Source organism: Enterococcus sp. DIV0755b, from assembly GCF_051713765.1.
GTDB lineage: Bacteria > Bacillota > Bacilli > Lactobacillales > Enterococcaceae > Enterococcus_C > Enterococcus_C canintestini.
In genome coordinates this window covers 2,673,243-2,691,687 of sequence record NZ_JBIOQN010000001.1, presented here as the reverse complement: position 1 = coordinate 2,691,687, position 18,445 = coordinate 2,673,243, and the positions used below count along the sequence as shown (strand labels likewise).

Below are 18,445 nucleotides of genomic sequence, written 5' to 3'. Positions count from 1 at the left end.
AAAAAATGAGGTATGACAAGATTTTTGTCATACCTCATTTTTGCTTTCATAAGTGGAAGGATAGCTTTTGTTTAGTAACATACCTTTTTAAATATATAAACTATCACAACTTGAAGTCAGTTCAAATTAATTTTCTTATTGTGGTGCCAAGCCTTTTAATAAGACTTCGCTCCATTCTTCAATATAAGGTAATGCGCGGCTGTAAATTGAAGCATCTGAAACGCCAGCGATGAGGGATTCGATATAGATAAAGAGAAATTCATCTGTATACTTAGGATCGACAGCACCTTCAACACGGCCCTTTTGAAACAAGTTTAGTAAAACCTGATTGCTTTCTTTGGCATAGTTTGCCATAAAGGTAGCGAGTTCTTGATCTTCTGTTTGGGTATAGCAAGCCATTAAGTCTAAATAAAATTGTTTGGTGACGCAGTTGAGATGATCGATTTTTAATTGTGTTAATGCCGCAAAAGTTTCAGCAAACGATTTGTTTTGTTTTACTACTGCTTTGGCGTCATTTGCCATTTGAGTCATAAAATTTTTAAATACTACTTTAATTAAATTGTCTTTGGATTGAAAGTATTTGAAAATGGTCGCTTTTGAAATTTTGGTTAATTGCGTAATTTTATCAATTGTTAACGCATTACTGCCTTCATCACTATTCATAATATCAAATGCAGTTTGTAATACTATTTGCTTTTTTTGTTCTGTTCGCTTTTCAAAGCCGTTCACTGCCACACCTCCTAACTAGAATCGCTATCTCTATTATAATTAAATGATTTTAAACTGCAAATGAAAAAATAGTTCAAAAACTGGTGGATTTTAATTGACATTTTTTAGTCGAAAACATAATATTGAACTCGTAATAAAGAATTAGTTCAAAAAATTCCGCTAGCAAATAATGGAAAAAGGAGTCTTAAAAATGATGCAGTTAATTGAAATTAATAACTTGCAAAAAAGTTTTGGCAAGTTCCAAGCCTTAAAAGATGTTAGTTTTACAGTTGCTCCAGGGGAAGTAGTTGGATTTATTGGCCCAAATGGTGCGGGAAAATCAACTACTATTCGAACTATTTTAGGAATTTTGCAAAAAGATGCGGGTAGTGTAAAAGTTTTTGGCAAAGATGCTTGGCAAGATAGTATTGAAATTCATAAGCGTCTATCGTATGTACCAGGGGATGTGGCTTTATGGGGCAATCTTACTGGTGGTGAAATTATTGATTTATTTATGAAATTACATGGTGGTGCTGACTTTAAAAAAAGAGATGACTTGATTAAAAAATTTGAGTTGGATCCACGTAAAAAAGCGAAAAGTTATTCAAAAGGAAATCGCCAAAAAGTTGGTCTCATTGCCGCTTTATCAGTGGATTCTGATCTTTATATTTTAGATGAGCCTACTTCTGGTTTAGATCCTTTAATGGAAGCTGTTTTTCAAGATGAAGTTGAGAAGATAAAAAATGCCGGCAAGTCAATTTTACTTTCTTCACATATTTTAAGTGAAGTAGAGCGTTTAGCTGATAAAGTCGTGATCATTCGTGAAGGAAAAATAGTTGAAACAGGTACACTACAAGAGCTCCGCCATTTAACGCGTTCGACCCTTACGCTTGTTGCCAAAGGAAATGTTGGTGAATTAGCTAAGTTAAACGGTGTCTATGATTTTCAGCAAAAAGGGCAAGAAGTTAGATTTGCGATTGATAACAAATCTTTGAACACTATTTTGGCAGCTGTAGCTAAATTAAACGTTGAAAAGTTTGAAGTTGTACCGCCGACACTAGAAGATTTATTTATTAGACACTACGAAGGGTGATGGCGAAAATGGCAGAAAAATTTTCACAATGGAACTTGTTATTCCTCCAATTTTTAAAACGTGATTGGAAAAAGATTTGTGTATGGCTTTTAGGGTTAGGGTTATTTAGCGGTGGCTTTGTTTCCGCTTTTGAAGAAATTTCAAAAGGGCAAGGGTTAGTCGGTATGTACCATACAATGCAAAATCCGGCGATGATTGCGATGATTGGGACAACACCGATTGCAAATGCTAATGATTATACGATTGGTGCGATGTATGCCAATGAAATGCTGCTGTTTTGTGGACTATTTTCTTTGATTTTAAGTGCGCTTCATGTGATTAATCATACCCGTAAGGAAGAAGAACAAGGATTAACAGAATTAATTCGTTCTTTTCGGGTAGGGCGACAAGCAAATTCTTTAGCCGTTTTAGTGGAAGTTTTATTGATTAATTTGGGTTTAGGTATGCTTATAGGCGGTTTAATGACTTCTTTTCAGACTGATAGTATTAATTTTAATGGCAGCATGTTGTTTGGTTTTTCCATCGCCTTAGCGGGTATTTTAGGTGCTGTTTTTGGGTTACTATTTGCTCAAATTATGCCCACTGCAAGTGGCGCAATTGGTACTAGTCTTGGTTTTATTGGATTGTTGTATCTTCTTAGAGCAGCAACAGATATTAATAATGCAGATCTATCAAAATTAAATCCATTAGGCTGGACTTATCTAACTTATCCTTTTACACAGAATAATTGGTTTTATTTAGCGATTGGCTTCATCTTTAGTCTGTTTGTCCTCTGGTTTAGTTTCTTTTTAGAAGGGAAACGTGATTATAATGCAGGCTTCTTGCCAGAAAAAGAAGGGCGGAAAAACGCGCGGAAATCACTACTTTCTGTACCGGGTTGGTATGTCCGAATTAATTTTACTGTTGTGATGAGTTGGTTAATTGGCTTTGCCGTAATTGGAGCAGCCTATGGTTCTGTCTATCAAGACATGCAAACCTTTATGGAAGGTAACGAATTAATTAAACAAATGTTTGTTCATAGTGGTGGGAGCTTAGCGGAATCTTTTACTGGGACGATTATGATGGTAATGATTGCCTTAGTTGCTATTTTACCAATTGCTGTAGTAAATAAGTTGTTTAATGAAGAAAGTCACGGCCGGATGAGTCAAATTTTTGCAACGAAAGTATCTCGCTTTAAACTCTATGCTACTGCGCTTTTCGTTGCTATCATTAGTGGTGTGTTAGGTGTATTTATTAGTTCTTATAGTTTAGGTGCTACGGCGGTAAGTGTTATGAAAAAAGCTGATAGCATGCCTTTACAAGAATTTTTTGAAGCAGGTTTCAATTTATTACCTGTCGTTTTATTCTTTATTGGTTTAACTGCGTTTTGTCTTGGCTTCGCGCCAAAACTTAGTAAAGTTGTCTATGCTTATCTATGCTACTCTTTTGCTTTAAGCTATTTTGGTGGTATTTTGGATTTGCCTGATTGGTTTAATAATACTTCTGCATTAAAATGGTTACCCCAACTACCAGTAGCTGATTTTGATTTGACACGCTTTTTATTGATTACAGCAATCAGTTGTGTTTTAATCGTCTTCGGGTTTATTGGTTATAATAGACGTGATTTACAAGAAACGGCTTAAGTAATAAAAAACGCATCCTTTCCTTTTACTAGGAGGATGCGTTTTTTTATTTTGTTCATTTTACTCTTGTTTGGCAAAAATTTCTTTTTGTAGTCGTTGGGCAGTAGGCGTTGTGGCTAAGCCACCTTCAGCTGTTTCTTTAAAAATAGATGGCATTTGACGTCCTACTTGATACATTGCTGCTACCACTTCATCAGGCGGAATAACACTTTCAATTCCGGCTAATGCCATATCCGCGGAAATAAAAGCTTGTGATGATCCCAATGCGTTACGTTTTACACAGGGAACTTCCACTAATCCTGCAACTGGATCACAAATTAAACCCATCATATTTTTTAAAGTAATGGCAACTGCTTGGGCAGCTTGATGAGCAGTACCACCGTTAGCGCAGACTAAAGCCGCAGCGGCCATGGCACTAGCAGAACCGACTTCTGCTTGACAACCACCCTCAGCACCAGAAATAGAAGCATTATTGGCAATAACTAAACCAAAAGCGCCCGCTGTAAATAAAAAGTTGACTTGCTCTTCGTGACTTAAGTTTAAGCGTTCTCGGACTGCTAATAAAGCACCTGCAACTACACCAGCACTACCTGCAGTAGGCGTGGCACAGATTAGGCCCATTTTGGCATTTACCTCATTCACCGCAATCCCATTGCGGACAGCGGTTAAAATCGTTTCGCCACTTAAAAAATTGCCATTATTTAAGTACTCATCCATTTTTTTAGCATCACCACCGGTAAGTCCGGTAACAGACTTTACTCCAGCTACGCCTTCTGCTACAGAATTTTCCATAACCGTTAAATTGCGTTCCATTAAAGCAATAATTTGTTCTTTTTTACGTCCTGTAACTTCCATTTCAGTTGCAATCATTAAATCCGCAACGGAATCATAAGCTTGTGCTTGTTCCACTAAATCCGCAATCGTATAAAACATGCGCGTTTACTCCTTAATCAAAATAATTAACCGTGTACATGTAATCTAACGCTTTTAGTTGTTCACAAATACCTGGTTGTGGTTCATCTACTTCAATAATCATAATGGCTTTTTCACCCTTTGACTCGCGGGTGACAGTCATTGTTCCGATATTTGCTCCGCGTTCAGAGAGAATATTTGTCACTTTGGCGATCATACCAGGGACATCTTGATGAACGGTAATAAAAGTTGGCGTACCCATTGAAAGGGAGATTTTAAAGCCGTTTAGTTCAGAAATCTGAATATTACCACCACCAATGGATTTACCCGTTACAGATAATGTGCGTCCATCTTTATGCAGAACCATTTTTACTGAATTAGGGTGTTCTGCTTTTTCACTTTTAGGAATAAAGTAAACTTCCATGCCGCGTTCATAGGCGATTTTTAAAGAGTCAGCGAGATGTTCATCATCTGGTTCCATCCCCAATAATCCACCTACTAGAGCAATATCAGTTCCATGGCCACGATACGTTTTTGCAAAAGATTCATATAAATAAATATCTACGCTGTCTGGTTGCTCACCAAAAATACTGCGAATGACCTTACCAATTCTAGCTGCACCAGCAGTATGAGAACTACTAGGTCCCACCATTACAGGTCCAATAATGTCAAAAACACTACGATATTTCAGCTGTTCCATTATGACACCTCGTTTTTATTTTCTGCATTTGTAGTCTAACATAAAAATAACGATTTTTAAGCCAGAAATTCTTATAAAAAAGATAAGTTTTTTAAAATTTAGAATGAGTTGAACTGGCGCAATAATAGCAAAAAAAATCAAAAACCACAATAAGTTAACACGAGGCAATCATTTTACGATATACTTATTAAGTAAAGCGTTTTCATTACAAGAAAGTGAGGAATAGCGATGAAATTGATTATTGAAAAAGACTATGAAGCTATGAGTCAAGTTGCAGCCAATATTTTATTAGGTCTCATGAATGAAGACCGTAGAGTAAATTTGGCAATTACAGCAGGCAATACCCCCAAACGGTTATATGAAATTATGGTACCGCAAGTAAAAGGACGTCCGCATTACGAAAATGTTCATTATTACAATTTTGATGAAATACCTATTGCCAATAGTAACGGTTACGGGGTTACTATGCGTAATTTAGATAATCTATTTTTTTCACCAGCAGAAATAAAAGAAGAGCAAATTCACCCTTTAGATGCTTCAAACTGGCAAACACAAGATGAACGAATCAAAAAGGCTGGTGGCTTAGATTTAATCCTCATGGGAATCGGAAGTGACGGCCATTTTTGCGGAAATTTACCTGGTTGGACAAAATTCGGAGCAAACACATATGCTGTTGATATTTCAAAAGACAAAGCGCTTCGTGAAGCTTTAGCAGCAGAAGTAGACGGGGATATAAATAAAGTGCCAAATGAGTTTTATACGATGGGGCCAAAAAGTGTGATGGCAGCCAAACATTTAGTTATGTTTGCCAATGGGAAGAAAAAAGCGGCAATTGTCAAAAAAGCTTTCTTTGGCGCAGTGACAGAAGCGGTTCCCTCTTCCATTTTACAGTTACATCCTAATTTGACGCTTTTATTAGATGAAGAAGCTGCAAGTGAATTGAAGGATTAGTAAATAAATACTTTCCTATTTCTCAGATGTTTTTTAAATGAAAATAGGAAAGTTTTTTTTAAAATGAAAATAGGAAAGTTTTTTTGTAAATAAAAATTAGGATTTGCTTTTAAACTATTCATTAAAATTAGCGTTTCTTTGTGAATTTTAGCAATAATTGAGTAAAATTTCGTTGCAATTTCTAAAATTCTTGCTATAATATTTCAGTGTGCGTAAACTTACGCTTATTTTGAGGCACGCATTTTTTATTGGTCTTTTATTTCGTATTTTTATTTGCTTGCGATTAAAAGAACCAAGTACGTGGGAGGGGAAATATGCATCTCCAATTAACCACATCACGGACTCAAGGAGGTATGTCTCGTGGCAAAGAAAGTAGAAAAAATCGTTAAATTGCAAATTCCTGCAGGTAAAGCAACACCAGCTCCACCAGTAGGTCCTGCGCTAGGTCAAGCGGGTATCAACATCATGGGCTTCACCAAAGAATTTAACGCCCGTACTGCTGATCAAGCAGGTTTAATCATTCCAGTTGTGATCTCTGTATATGAAGACCGTTCATTTACATTTATCACAAAAACACCACCAGCTGCAGTCTTATTGAAAAAAGCTGCCGGTGTTGAAAAAGGTTCAGGCGAACCAAACAAAACAAAAGTTGCAAAAGTTACGCGTGATCAAGTTAAAGAAATCGCTGAAACTAAAATGGCTGACCTAAACGCTGCTGACTTAGAAGCTGCTATGCGCATGGTCGAAGGTACTGCACGAAGCATGGGGATCACTGTAGAATAATTCTACACCCTGAGGAAGTAGCTTCTCAGTTCGCTCGCTATTGAAAAATACGAGACACGTGGGAGGTTCTACCGTTATAACCACATCAAGGAGGAAACAAAATGGCTAAAAAGAGCAAAAAAATGCAAGAAGCATTGAAAAAAGTTGATACAACTAAAGCTTATTCAGTTGAAGAAGCTGTTGCATTGGCAAAAGAAACAAATATCGCAAAATTCGACGCAACGGTTGAAGTTGCTTACAAATTAAATGTTGATCCTAAAAAAGCAGATCAACAAATCCGTGGTGCTGTTGTATTACCAAACGGTACTGGTAAAACACAAACTGTTTTAGTTTTCGCTAAAGGTGAAAAAGCAAAAGAAGCAGAAGCTGCTGGCGCTGACTTTGTAGGCGACGACGACATGGTTCAAAAAATCCAAGGTGGATGGTTTGACTTTGACGTTGTAGTTGCAACACCAGATATGATGGCGACTGTTGGTAAATTAGGTCGTGTCTTAGGTCCTAAAGGTTTAATGCCTAACCCTAAAACTGGTACTGTTACAATGGACGTTACAAAAGCTGTTAACGAAGTAAAAGCTGGTAAAGTTACTTACCGCGTTGATAAAGCTGGTAACGTACATGTGCCAATCGGTAAAGTTTCATTTGAAGATGACAAATTAGTTGAAAACTTCAAAACAATTAACGATGTGTTAGTGAAAGCTAAACCATCAGCTGCTAAAGGTCAATACATTAAAAACATTTCAGTGACAACAACATTTGGTCCTGGTGTTCACGTTGACCAAGCTTCATTTTAATTAATTGTAATTTAAACATTGACTTGACTATCTTATCTATGGTAAGGTAGTCAAGGTTAATAATTAACTGTACCGAAGACAGTAGGTGACGTACGTCTTAATTTCCTACCGAGGACATTTATTGGAAAACATTCAATAGTCCCTCTATGTCTACGGTGACAAGGAGAGGCTTTTTTCTTTGCCTTAAATCCTTGTTCATCAAAATCAGGAGGTGAAATACAAGTGAGTGAAGCAGCAATCGCTAAAAAAGCGCAAATCGTGGACGAAGTTGCTGAAAAATTCAGTGCAGCCGCATCTGTAGTAATCGCTGATTACCGTGGCTTAACAGTTGAAGAAGTAACAAACTTACGTAAACAATTGCGTGAAGCAGGCGTTGAAATGAAAGTTATCAAAAACTCTATCCTTTCTCGCGCTGCCAAACAAGCCGGCTTAGAAGGTTTGGACGAAGTTTTCACAGGTCCTACTGCCGTTGCATTTAGTAACGAAGATGTAGTTGCACCAGCGAAAATCATGGACGAATTTGCTAAAGACGCAAAAGCACTAGAACTAAAAGGCGGTATCATCGAAGGTAAAGTGGCTTCTCTAGAAGAAATCACAGCTTTGGCAAAATTACCAAACCGCGAAGGTCTATTATCTATGTTGCTATCTGTACTACAAGCGCCAGTCCGCAACGTGGCTTACGCTGTCAATGCAGTTGCAGAAAGCAAAGATGGAGATGCAGCCTAAGCGCCGCATAATCTAAATAAAAATTACAAAACCTAAATTGGAGGAAAATCAATCATGGCATTGAATATCGAAAACATTGTCGAAGAGCTAAAAGGCGCGACAATCTTAGAATTAAACGACTTAGTTAAAGCTATCGAAGAAGAATTTGGCGTATCTGCAGCAGCTCCTGTAGCTGTAGCAGCAGCTGGTGCAGCTGGTGGCGCTGCTGAAGAACAAACAGAATTTACTGTTGAATTAACTGCAGCTGGCGACCAAAAAGTTAAAGTTATCAAAGCAGTTCGTGAAGCAACTGGCTTAGGCTTGAAAGAAGCTAAAGCATTAGTTGATGGCGCTCCTGCACCAATCAAAGAAGCAGTTTCTAAAGAAGAAGCTGAAGAATTGAAAGGCAAACTTGAAGAAGTTGGCGCATCTGTAACAGTTAAATAATCTTTGATTATTTCAAAAACCGAGATCCTTATAGGGTCTCGGTTTTTTTGTGTTTTTTTGAAGTTCAACAATTCTTTTAAAAAAAGTCTACTTATTTACATAACTAATAAAAATAATCCAAAAGCTAGGTAAAAACTGATTTATTGGAAGAGGTGAAGAAATAGTATTTATTATAATAATAGAGCTATTTTTTGAATTATGATGATTTATCAAATTAATTCAAAATAATTGCGTTATTAGGAATTGTATTATTCTTAATTTTAGAAAAATAAGCATAACGTCTATTTTTTTATCAATATAGTCCAAGAGTATCTATATCAATTTAATCTGACAGATTGTAATTATTAAAATAACGTTTATTTTTAATGGAAAAATTTAAAACGGTTTATTTGTCAAAAAAAGTAAAAATAATGTTCTTTTTGGAATTTGTAGATAATAGATATCCTCCATACAATGGGAACATGCACTAAATGAAGGAGTAGAAATAATGAAGGAGAAAGTTTGGAGGAGTAAGGGAGCTGTTTTTTTTAGTATCCTTATCGTTCTATTACCGTTTGCTCAATTTTTCATTAATGGACTTACCGCTATTGCGTTAACGAATGATAGTGGGAGTAATGTCCGACAATTGTTTGACAATGAGTATGGAAAAGCAAGTCTTTCCTATCAGACAAATGAAAATGAAATTATATGGCAACTGAATATTGACAAAGAATCAGCTACAAAGGCAACTCAATTTTTATTTTCATTAAAAGACAAAAAAAACAAGAGTATTTTACCCACTCTTAGCGAAGAAAATCAAGCAACTGATCATTTAACGGTCATTTCAAAAGAAACAGAAAAAGATTACGCTACAGTATTTGAAAGAAAACCTTCAAATACAGAAAAAAATTATAAAATTGAATTTTCTACGCCAGTAGTAAGTGCATTAACTTTCAAAGTGGCGTTTAATGCAGCTTCTGATCAAATGGATGAGCAAACAACGCTTTTTACAAAAGAATATCCTATTAATATCAAAGAAAATGATGAAACTCAAACTTCAACTGAAGAGACCATGACTTCAGCTACGAAAGAATCAAATGATGGAAGTTCAACAGAGAGTTCTGCTACCGGTGAAGAAACTACTAGTGAAGTTAAAGATCTAGGTGACGCTGACGAAGCAACTGTGGATTCAGCTAAAAAAGATGCTGAAAAGAAATATGAAGAAACAGGAGTACCGCAAAAAATTACACGGAGTGCGGCTGTGACTCTAGGTGGAACTGTAACACCTGGTGGAGAGATTCCTAAAGCAAATGAATTGGTAATTAGCAACACTGTTGATAATCCACTTAATCAAGTAAAGATTGTGGTGGATGGTACAACAGATTATACACTGCAATCAAAAAATGGTGCAAAAGCAAACTACGGTAATCTAGATGACTACAAAACAAAAGTATTTACAGATTATGGTAATGTAAATGGTGCAAAATCAGTTGTTTTCAAAAGTACTACCGCAGCAAAAAACGCTACCATAACCATTACCTACCCGAACATTGGTACGTATAATAAAGAACCAGTGGGGGCGAAGTTAACAATAAAAAATATTATTCCAGCTGATAAAGTTAGCTGGACTGAATTAAAAAATCCAGTTATTGATGTCGCCACCTCATTGTATTCCGGTATGGTTTATGACTATATCAAAGGTATGGATATCTCTTTCCAATTTATAAAAGATTCAAATCCTATTGAGATTAATAAGGCGGATACATTTCTTACCTTTGCTTCCTTGAACTATAATGATGGACAAGGTCCAGAATTTGTCTTTCCAAATTATGATACGAAATCTTATTTAACTAAAGATACAGCATTGGCCTATGGGAAAGTTCCCAAGGGCACTAGGAGTAGTTATCCATATGATTCCCAAAAAGCATATTACGGTAGAGATTGGTTTGACGATAATCTAGCGGCCCCTGGTTACGTAAACGGAGCGGTAAGCTTTAATATAGACAATAATAAAGTTGGAAATGGAAGTACTTATACCATTGGTTCATTAGCAAGTCGTTCTTGGACTTCATTTATGAGTAGTGTACTAGTTCCCATTGATCCAGGTAAACCAAATAAAACTGTGACCGAGAATACAAACTGGAAAAATCGAACTAAGGATGAACTTGATAATCAAATTTTGAATGATATATTAACCACTTCTCCAAAGAAACATTCATACTTCATTAATCAACCATTGTATAGTTCAGATGAATCAATCGGGCGTCCAGATACTATTCAATTAATAGATGAACTACCTGAGTATGTAAAACCCGTAGGACTTTATGTTTTACAAGAAAATGGCGAAAAGCTTAATTTAACAAATTCACTACCCATAACTCGTAATGCCAATAATCGTTATGACCTTCGTATAAATATTACTGGTGAAGATTTAAAAAAAAATTGATTTTGATGGAGTAGGCTTAAGTTTTAGAGTAGACGTTGAAGTTGACGATGCTTTTACAGCAGCTGATACTCAAAATAAGCAAATTGATATGCCGAATACAGCAACAGTTAATTTTTTACTCAATGAAGAAATTTTATTTAAGCACTCAACCAACGAGGTAGTGACATATGTTAAACCAAAATCAATCGATATCCCAATTGAAAAACGTTGGACCAATGAAAATGGAAATACTAGTTTACGTAAAGATATTAAGTTACAACTACAAAAGAAAACAGATAGCGATGAAAATTGGCAAAATGTAGAAGATAAGAGCTATTTTATTAGCTCTACTGCGACTGATGAAAAATTGAAGTCAACATTTACTTCTTTACCTACTTATGAAGATAACAAAGCCATTGAGTATCGTGTGGTAGAAGTTTTTGATAGGGATGAAACTTCAGTGCCTGGCTATAAAGCGCCAGTTTGTAGTGATGAAAATGGTACTAAAATTGTAACTAATGAACTGTTAACGACAAATTTGAATTTCACTAAAGTCAATGAAAAGAAACAACCATTATCTAATGTTATCTTTAAACTTACAAAAAACGATCAAAATCCACAGACAGTAACGACTGGTGAAGACGGGAAAGTAAGTTTTGAATCCCTAACCTTAGGACATTATACATTAGAAGAAACTAAAACTGCTAATGGTTACGAATTGGGTCAAAATGGGAAAATATCTTGGGAGTTTGAAGTAAAACAAAATGGAGATACACTTTTTATTAGTTGGGAAAATGGATCGCCTCTTGACGAAAATGCTAATTTCATAAATAAACACAAGTTATATAATTTAAACTTTACCAAAATTGATGATCAGCAAAATCCTTTAAAAGGCGCAGAATTTGAGTTGAAAGATATAAACAATAATGTGATTCCACTAGAAAATTCAAATAATGACTCTAAATTTATAGCTAAAAATCTTCTTCCAGGGGAATACACGTTAACTGAGATAAGAGCTCCTCAGGGGTATTATAAACTGGAAAAATCAGTTTCATTTAAAATTGATGATAGTGGAGAGTTAAGCTCTGATAGCAAGATATTAACGAACATTGAAATTTCTGACAATACAATTTCTTTCAACGTTCCTAACAAACCTAAAGTACCACTTCCTGCTACAGGTGGTATTGGCGTTTGGTTAATTTATGGTGCGGGAATCACAGCACTTATTGTAGGTGTAGGATATTACTTCTTGCGCAATAAAAGTAAGGGGGAAGCGTAAATGAAAAAAATTTTACTAGCCCTTACAAGTATGCTTTTGTTTTTGCCGCTATTAATGGGGATGGCACCTGCACAGCAAGAACAGGCAACGCAAGTCCAATTTATTTTGCATAAAATTGTTTTTCCAGAAGGTCAACAACCGCAAGATACCCCGAATACTGGTCGCGTTGATGATCAACATGCCAATTTGTTAAAAGAATATCATGGTTTAAATGACGTGACATTTACAGTTTTTGATGTTTCGAAAGAGTTCTATGAACTGCGAGAACAGGGAGCAACAGTTGAACAAGCACAAGAAAAACTAGCCGAAATAGGAACAAATAATCAAAAAGTGGCAAGTGGAATTACTGCTACTGTTAATGGCGAAGATGGCATGCTCATTTTTTCATTACCAGGAAAATCTGATAATGTAGCTGGAAAAGATGCAGTCTATCTTTTCCACGAAGCAAAAACACCAGATTATATTAAAGAAAAAAGCAAAGATTTGGTTGTCGTCTTACCAGTCTATGACGGTAGTCAAATGTTAAATGAAATTCATCTTTACCCAAAAAATGAAAGAAAAACTGCGGATCATCCTACGTTTACAAAAACGATTGGAAATGAAAAAGCAGACTATAGTTATGGTGATACCATTCCTTTTTCTGTTGAAGCGACGATTCCTCATGATTTGACAGATTACACATTTTTTAAAGTATTGGATAAGGCTGATGAAGCACTCCAATTTAACCCAGAAAGTTTATCAGTCACAATTGATGGTGAGGATATATCTTCACTTTATGAAAAAAGCATAAATGATCATGGCTTTGAATTACTTTTTAATGACGTAAAAAAATTAGTTCCTTATGAAGGCAAAACAATTGCCATTACCTATAAAGATACTTTGATTAGTCAAAATAAAGTAGACAGTGAAATTTTGAACAGAGCTTTTCTTACCACAGACAGCGATAAAATTGTTAAAGATGTCTTTGTTAAAACTAGTGGCAAACGATTTGTAAAAGTCGATGCCTATGATAATACTAAAAAATTATCAGGCGCAGAATTTCTTATCACCAATAATAAAGGTGAATATTTAACCCAAGCTAAACATGGCTTTACTTGGGACAAAAATGCTACGAATAAAAATGTCATCAAACTAGTTTCGGATAAACATGGTGAATTTGAAATTCGAGGCTTGGCTTATGGTACTTATCAGTTAGAGGAAATAAAAGCTCCGAGTGGTTATGTGAAAAGTAATGAAAAAATTTCTTTTAAAGTAACTGCCTCCAGTTATAAACAAAAAGAAGGAATTTTGAAAGTTGTGAATACCGCGCAACGTAACGAAATTCCTAAGACTAAAAAACCGAATACAGGTCTTTTGCCAAAAACAAATGATATGGCAAATAGTAAATTAGTTTGGTTCGGCGCATTCATAATTTTGGTTGTTGTGATTGTGTTTGTTCGCAATAAAAAAGGAAAAGAATAAGAAGGGGTTAAAGAAGATGAAAATCAAGAAAAAATTATTTGGTGCACTAGCTACACTAGCACTATTATTGCCATTAGGACTAGGTATGGGACAAGTGGCGAAAGCGGCGGGAGGGACAACAGAAACACCAGCTGAAACACAAAACGTCACCATTCACAAAAGACAGTTTAGTGATGATCAATATCCACAAGATTCAAAAGATCTGAAAAAAAATACCGGTAAAGAAATGACAGATTTTGGTGGAACAGCTTTAGAAGGTGCGGGCTTTACAGCATATGATATGACGAGTACCTATTGGGCAGCTTATGAAGCTGCTAATGGAGACCATGAAGCTAAAGAAAAAGCAGCGATTGAGGCAACCATTAAAGCAGATTTACCAACAGAATCTACAAAAGCAACCGTTTTTGCTTTGACTGATAAAGATGGTGATTCAACACAGGCGTTACCTGTTGTCTCAAATGGCGAAAAGGCTATTTATCGTTTTGTTGAAACGACAAAACCTGCGGGAGTTGTAAGTGAAAAGAGTCAAGATTTCATTTTAGGACTACCAGTTTATGATGAAGCTACAGCTAAAAAATTAGATACTGTTCATGTTTATCCTAAAAATGAAGTGAAAACGTTGAACTTAGGATTCACGAAATATGGTGTTGATGAAAAAGGTGCAGCGACAACTTTACCAGGAGCAAAATTTAAGTTAAGAAATGACTCTGGATACTATTACAAAGATGGTGCCTTTACTGCAGGTGAAGAAGAGGCAGAAATTATTACATCAGATAAGGATGGCTTAGTTTCTGTACCTAGTTTAACTTTAAAACCTGGGAAATATATTTTCTCAGAAATTGATAGTGGTGTTTCGACTTCAGAAAAACAAAAAGATGAAGCAGCTGAAATTTACCATTACGGAAAAAAAGACGTTGTTACAGCTATAGTTGATGACAATATGAAAATTACGTATCACTATTTTAATGCTAATCAAGGGGAAGAAGAAGGTAATAAAGCCAAAGCCTACAACTACAAAGTTCCAGCACCAACTAAAAAAGCGAATGATAATGATTTAGATATTGGTCAAACAGTGACCTTCACTATTACCCAACTAATTCCTAATGATATTAGTGATTATACAGAATTTAAATTAGTGGATAACTATAATGCAAACCTAGAATTAATTTCAGATGAATTGGCTATTTTAAAATCTGTCAAAATTAACGATGCACCTGTTAATGATGTTAATCCAACATACAAAAGTGATACAGAAAATAATACTTTTACTGTAGGTTTTGATCCTAAAGAGTTAGTTAATTATGCTGGTCAAAAAATCACATTTACAGTTGATATGAAGTTAAAACCGAAAACTGAACTTGGTGAAGGTATTGATAATACGATTACTTTTAATAATAACTTTACTCCTAAAACGGATAAAGATACTGTTAAAACGTACGGCCATTCATTTGTTAAAAAAGATTTAGTTTCTGGTAAAACCTTACAAGGTGCTGAGTTTGTAGTTAAATCGGGCGATAAATTCATGTTAAATACAGACGGTGAAATCTCATGGGTAGATACCCAAGAGAAAGCAACTGTTTTAAGCTCTGATGACAAAGGCGAATTTAGAGTTGACGGTTTAGCTAAAACGGACAAAGGAGGTGATGAAATCAAATATGAATTAGTTGAAACAAAGTCGCCTGAAGGTTATGTTTTACCAACAAGTAGTTTTGGATTTGTTGCAGATAACGGTAAGACAGCGATGGAAGTTGATAATAAATCCAAAGGTACTCTCCCTTCAACCGGTAGTATTGGAATTTACTTCATTATTGCGGCTGGTGTAGTTGCGGCTGGTATCGCAGTCTTCTACTTTACTAAAGGGCGCAAACAAACTGAAGCGTAAATAATTTTTGTTTATGTTGCACTAAGACAATTAAGACAGGGCAGAGATTTTTCTCTGTCCTGATTTTTAAGTAAGGATGCGTGTCATGAAAAAAGCCAGAAAATGGAAATGGACTGTTTTGGATATTTTGATGGGTCTCTTATTGCTTTTTGGCATTGGGGCGCTTTGTTATCCTTTTGTTAGTGATACAGTGAATACATTTTTAGATCAGCAAATTATTGATTACTACCAAGCAAAAGCAAATCATGAAAATGAAGAAGCAATGCAAGCTGCACAAGCAAAAATGGAAAGTCAAAATAAAAAATTAGCTAAAGAAGGCAGTAATCCTGGTGCAGATCCTTGGTCTGAAAAGATCAAAGAGAAAAAAGTACCAGCAAAGCCAGCGAAAACATATTTTGAACAACACACCATTGGTATTGTAAACATTCCGAAAATCAAAATAAAACTACCAATTTTTGATACCACAAATGATTTATTTCTAGCCAAAGGTACTTCTTTATTAGAAGGAACCTCCTATCCGACTGGTGGCAAAAGCACCCATGCAGTCATTTCTGGCCACCGCGGCTTACCTTCGGCTAAATTATTTACCGATTTGCCGGATTTGAAAAAAGGTGACGTCTTCTTTATTGAAATTAATAAGCGCACGTTAACTTATGAAATCGATCAACTAAAAGTAGTGGAGCCAACAGAGACTGAAGACTTGTTAATTGAAAAGGATAAAGATTTAGTTACTTTATTGACATGTACGCCTTATATGATTAATAGTCACCGTTTATTAGTGCGAGGACATCGCATCCCTTATACACCGAAGATGGCAAAGAACTTACAACGTGCAGATGATTATCAATTATTACGAGTTATCTTAATTATTGTCGGCACGCTTTTGTTCCTTGGATTATTAGTGACCGCGATTATAAAACATGCCAAAACATTATCAATTGCTAAAAAGCGCTATTTGTTATTATTCACTGCTACAAAAGATGGTACCCCGCTTTCTGACTTAACCTTTACGGTCTATGATCGTAAAGGAAAACGCCAAATTACCCGTCAAGGTGAGCCTTTAAAAGCCGTTACTAATGAAGCAGGCGAACTCCAGATTGAAGCGATGAAAGGTGGCAAATATGTCTTAAAATCTAAGGCAGGTAATCTAAAGATTCGCATTCAAAAAGTGACAGATGAACGTTTTTCATTGTCAACTGCAAAGAGTAACTGGGAAAAGCAATCTGATTTTGTCATAGAAAATAAATCATAATTCCGTTAATTTGTTTAATTTTTTGATTGTTTTAAGCTGTTTTATTGGGCAGTTACTTATATTTTTGCTACACTTAATTTGTAGTAAAGAATAAGGGGGATACAATGATGGATAAAGATCAAGTTAAAGGTAAAGTAAATGAAACAGCAGGTAAAGCAACAGGTGATGATTCACAAGAATTAAAAGGTAAAGTGCAACAAGAAGCTGGCAAATTAAAAGAAAAAGCTGAAGATTTAAAAGACAACGTTGCCGGTGAAATTAACAAATTATTCGATAAAAAAGATAAAGACGATAAAAAATAATTAATTTGGAGGTAGGACAAGATTTTGTCCTACCTCCTTTTTTTAATAAACGATACGACAGAAGCGGCTTTTACCACAACCTTTTTTCGATAGTGAACTTTAGCGTAAGTACGCATGTATGCAATAAAACTTAAGCAGTGTAATTTTATGGGGAATAGGGGAAAAGTAATTTTCGTATTCGATTAAGAAATAGGTTTAATTTGTACGCATGTTGAAGGGATTTACTCGTAAAGATTTGAATTTAATATTAGATAAAAATAAAATTTAGAAATTTTTAAAAATAGATAGATTTGGTCTAGACAATTCTTGATTAAATGAAAAACTGGTGCTATAATTGGGCTATACCAAACAAGCGTAGAAAGAGGTTATCGAAATGGAAATTATCCGCGTAAAAGATGCCGCTGCTGGCGGAAAAAAAGCCTTTGAAATTATTCAACAAGCCATGAAAGATGGTATTCATACATTAGGTTTAGCAACAGGAAGTACGCCAATTACATTGTATCAAGAAATGACAAATAGTGACCTTGATTTTTCAAATATGACATCAATCAACTTAGATGAATATGTTGGTTTAGGTGGCGAAGATAAACAAAGTTATCGCTACTTTATGAACGAAAATTTATTTAATCAAAAACCATTTAAAGAAACTTTTGTACCAAATGGTAAAGCTGAAGATTTACAAGCAGAATGCCAACGTTATGATGATGTGATTGCCACACATCCAATTGATATCCAAATTTTAGGTATTGGGCGTAATGGTCATATTGGATTTAACGAGCCTGGTACACCACTAGACAGTAAAACTTCTGTTGTTAATTTAACAGAATCAACAATTGAAGCTAATAAACGTTTCTTTGATAAAGTAGAAGATGTTCCAACAAAAGCTGTTTCAATGGGGATTGGTTCAATTTTACAAGGTAAAAAAATGGTCTTAATGGCTTATGGTGCAGATAAAGCCGATGCGATTAAAGGTATGGTTGATGGACCAGTAACAACAGATTTACCTGCTTCAGCACTTCAAAATCATCCAGATGTTGTCGTAATTGTCGATGATGCCGCAGCAAGTAAATTATAAAAATTAAAATTGTAACAAAAAGACAGATTCCAAATGTACCGCTCCTAATAAGTTAGATTTTTTGGTCTAACTTTTAGG

Annotated in this window: 17 protein-coding genes and 1 other annotated feature; of the genes, 14 read left to right on the top strand and 3 right to left on the bottom strand. The window is 35.4% G+C overall.

Translation table 11 applies throughout. From position 1 onward, the window contains the following. Window positions 1-135: 135 nt before the first annotated feature. Window positions 136-729 (bottom strand): TetR/AcrR family transcriptional regulator, encoded by a 594-nt coding sequence (locus IGI65_RS12980; protein WP_438774299.1) that lies wholly within the window; start codon window positions 727-729, stop codon window positions 136-138. Window positions 730-919: 190 nt separating this feature from the next. Between IGI65_RS12980 and IGI65_RS12975 the strand changes: the two genes are divergently transcribed. Both IGI65_RS12975 and IGI65_RS12970 read left to right on the top strand, forming a co-directional pair. After that, window positions 920-1,801 carry an ABC transporter ATP-binding protein gene (locus IGI65_RS12975; RefSeq protein ID WP_412256879.1) on the top strand — a complete coding sequence of 294 codons (882 nt, stop codon included), beginning with the start codon at window positions 920-922 and terminating at the stop codon, window positions 1,799-1,801. Window positions 1,802-1,809: 8 nt separating this feature from the next. Continuing rightward, window positions 1,810-3,423 carry an ABC transporter permease gene (locus tag IGI65_RS12970; protein ID WP_438774298.1) on the top strand — a complete coding sequence of 538 codons (1,614 nt, stop codon included), beginning with the start codon at window positions 1,810-1,812 and terminating at the stop codon, window positions 3,421-3,423. 60 nt (window positions 3,424-3,483) lie between these two features. On the opposite strand, the gene sdaAA is transcribed toward IGI65_RS12970, so the two are convergent. Further along, window positions 3,484-4,356 carry an L-serine ammonia-lyase, iron-sulfur-dependent, subunit alpha gene (gene sdaAA / locus IGI65_RS12965; RefSeq protein ID WP_438774297.1) on the bottom strand — a complete coding sequence of 291 codons (873 nt, stop codon included), beginning with the start codon at window positions 4,354-4,356 and terminating at the stop codon, window positions 3,484-3,486. Between the two features lie 13 nt (window positions 4,357-4,369). Continuing rightward, window positions 4,370-5,035, bottom strand: a complete 666-nt coding sequence (gene sdaAB / locus IGI65_RS12960; protein WP_071864530.1) for an L-serine ammonia-lyase, iron-sulfur-dependent subunit beta — start codon at window positions 5,033-5,035, stop codon at window positions 4,370-4,372. A 228-nt stretch (window positions 5,036-5,263) separates the two neighbouring features. Here sdaAB and IGI65_RS12955 point away from each other — a divergent pair, with 228 nt between their 5' ends. The 12 genes from IGI65_RS12955 (at window position 5,264) to nagB (ending at window position 18,367) form a co-directional block, all read left to right on the top strand. Then, window positions 5,264-5,986, top strand: a complete 723-nt coding sequence (locus tag IGI65_RS12955; protein ID WP_438774296.1) for a glucosamine-6-phosphate deaminase — start codon at window positions 5,264-5,266, stop codon at window positions 5,984-5,986. Between the two features lie 360 nt (window positions 5,987-6,346). Further along, window positions 6,347-6,769 (top strand): 50S ribosomal protein L11, encoded by a 423-nt coding sequence (rplK, locus tag IGI65_RS12950; protein ID WP_071864532.1) that lies wholly within the window; start codon window positions 6,347-6,349, stop codon window positions 6,767-6,769. Window positions 6,770-6,870: 101 nt separating this feature from the next. After that, window positions 6,871-7,560, top strand: a complete 690-nt coding sequence (gene rplA / locus IGI65_RS12945; RefSeq protein WP_071864533.1) for a 50S ribosomal protein L1 — start codon at window positions 6,871-6,873, stop codon at window positions 7,558-7,560. Window positions 7,561-7,614: 54 nt separating this feature from the next. Continuing rightward, window positions 7,615-7,746, top strand: a sequence feature (ribosomal protein L10 leader region). Window positions 7,747-7,782: 36 nt separating this feature from the next. After that, window positions 7,783-8,286: a 50S ribosomal protein L10 gene (gene rplJ / locus IGI65_RS12940; protein ID WP_071864534.1), complete on the top strand. Its 504-nt coding sequence runs from the start codon at window positions 7,783-7,785 to the stop codon at window positions 8,284-8,286. A gap of 54 nt (window positions 8,287-8,340) precedes the next feature. After that, on the top strand, window positions 8,341-8,712 hold the full coding sequence (rplL, locus tag IGI65_RS12935) for a 50S ribosomal protein L7/L12 (protein WP_095007038.1): 372 nt from the start codon (window positions 8,341-8,343) through the stop codon (window positions 8,710-8,712). A 487-nt stretch (window positions 8,713-9,199) separates the two neighbouring features. Beyond that, complete coding sequence (locus tag IGI65_RS12930) at window positions 9,200-11,137, top strand: hypothetical protein (RefSeq protein WP_438774295.1); 1,938 nt, start codon at window positions 9,200-9,202, stop codon at window positions 11,135-11,137. An 88-nt stretch (window positions 11,138-11,225) separates the two neighbouring features. Next, the gene (locus IGI65_RS12925; RefSeq protein ID WP_438774294.1) at window positions 11,226-12,395 is read left to right on the top strand and encodes an MSCRAMM family protein; all 1,170 of its coding nucleotides are present in this window, start codon (window positions 11,226-11,228) and stop codon (window positions 12,393-12,395) included. Next, window positions 12,396-13,856 (top strand): SpaH/EbpB family LPXTG-anchored major pilin, encoded by a 1,461-nt coding sequence (locus tag IGI65_RS12920; RefSeq protein ID WP_438774293.1) that lies wholly within the window; start codon window positions 12,396-12,398, stop codon window positions 13,854-13,856. A gap of 16 nt (window positions 13,857-13,872) precedes the next feature. After that, window positions 13,873-15,738: a pilin N-terminal domain-containing protein gene (locus IGI65_RS12915; protein WP_438774292.1), complete on the top strand. Its 1,866-nt coding sequence runs from the start codon at window positions 13,873-13,875 to the stop codon at window positions 15,736-15,738. An 85-nt stretch (window positions 15,739-15,823) separates the two neighbouring features. Further along, window positions 15,824-16,990, top strand: a complete 1,167-nt coding sequence (locus IGI65_RS12910) for a class C sortase (protein WP_438774291.1) — start codon at window positions 15,824-15,826, stop codon at window positions 16,988-16,990. 107 nt (window positions 16,991-17,097) lie between these two features. Further along, on the top strand, window positions 17,098-17,292 hold the full coding sequence (locus tag IGI65_RS12905; RefSeq protein WP_084035468.1) for a CsbD family protein: 195 nt from the start codon (window positions 17,098-17,100) through the stop codon (window positions 17,290-17,292). Between the two features lie 373 nt (window positions 17,293-17,665). Continuing rightward, window positions 17,666-18,367 carry a glucosamine-6-phosphate deaminase gene (gene nagB, locus IGI65_RS12900; RefSeq protein ID WP_071864541.1) on the top strand — a complete coding sequence of 234 codons (702 nt, stop codon included), beginning with the start codon at window positions 17,666-17,668 and terminating at the stop codon, window positions 18,365-18,367. Window positions 18,368-18,445: the final 78 nt, after the last annotated feature.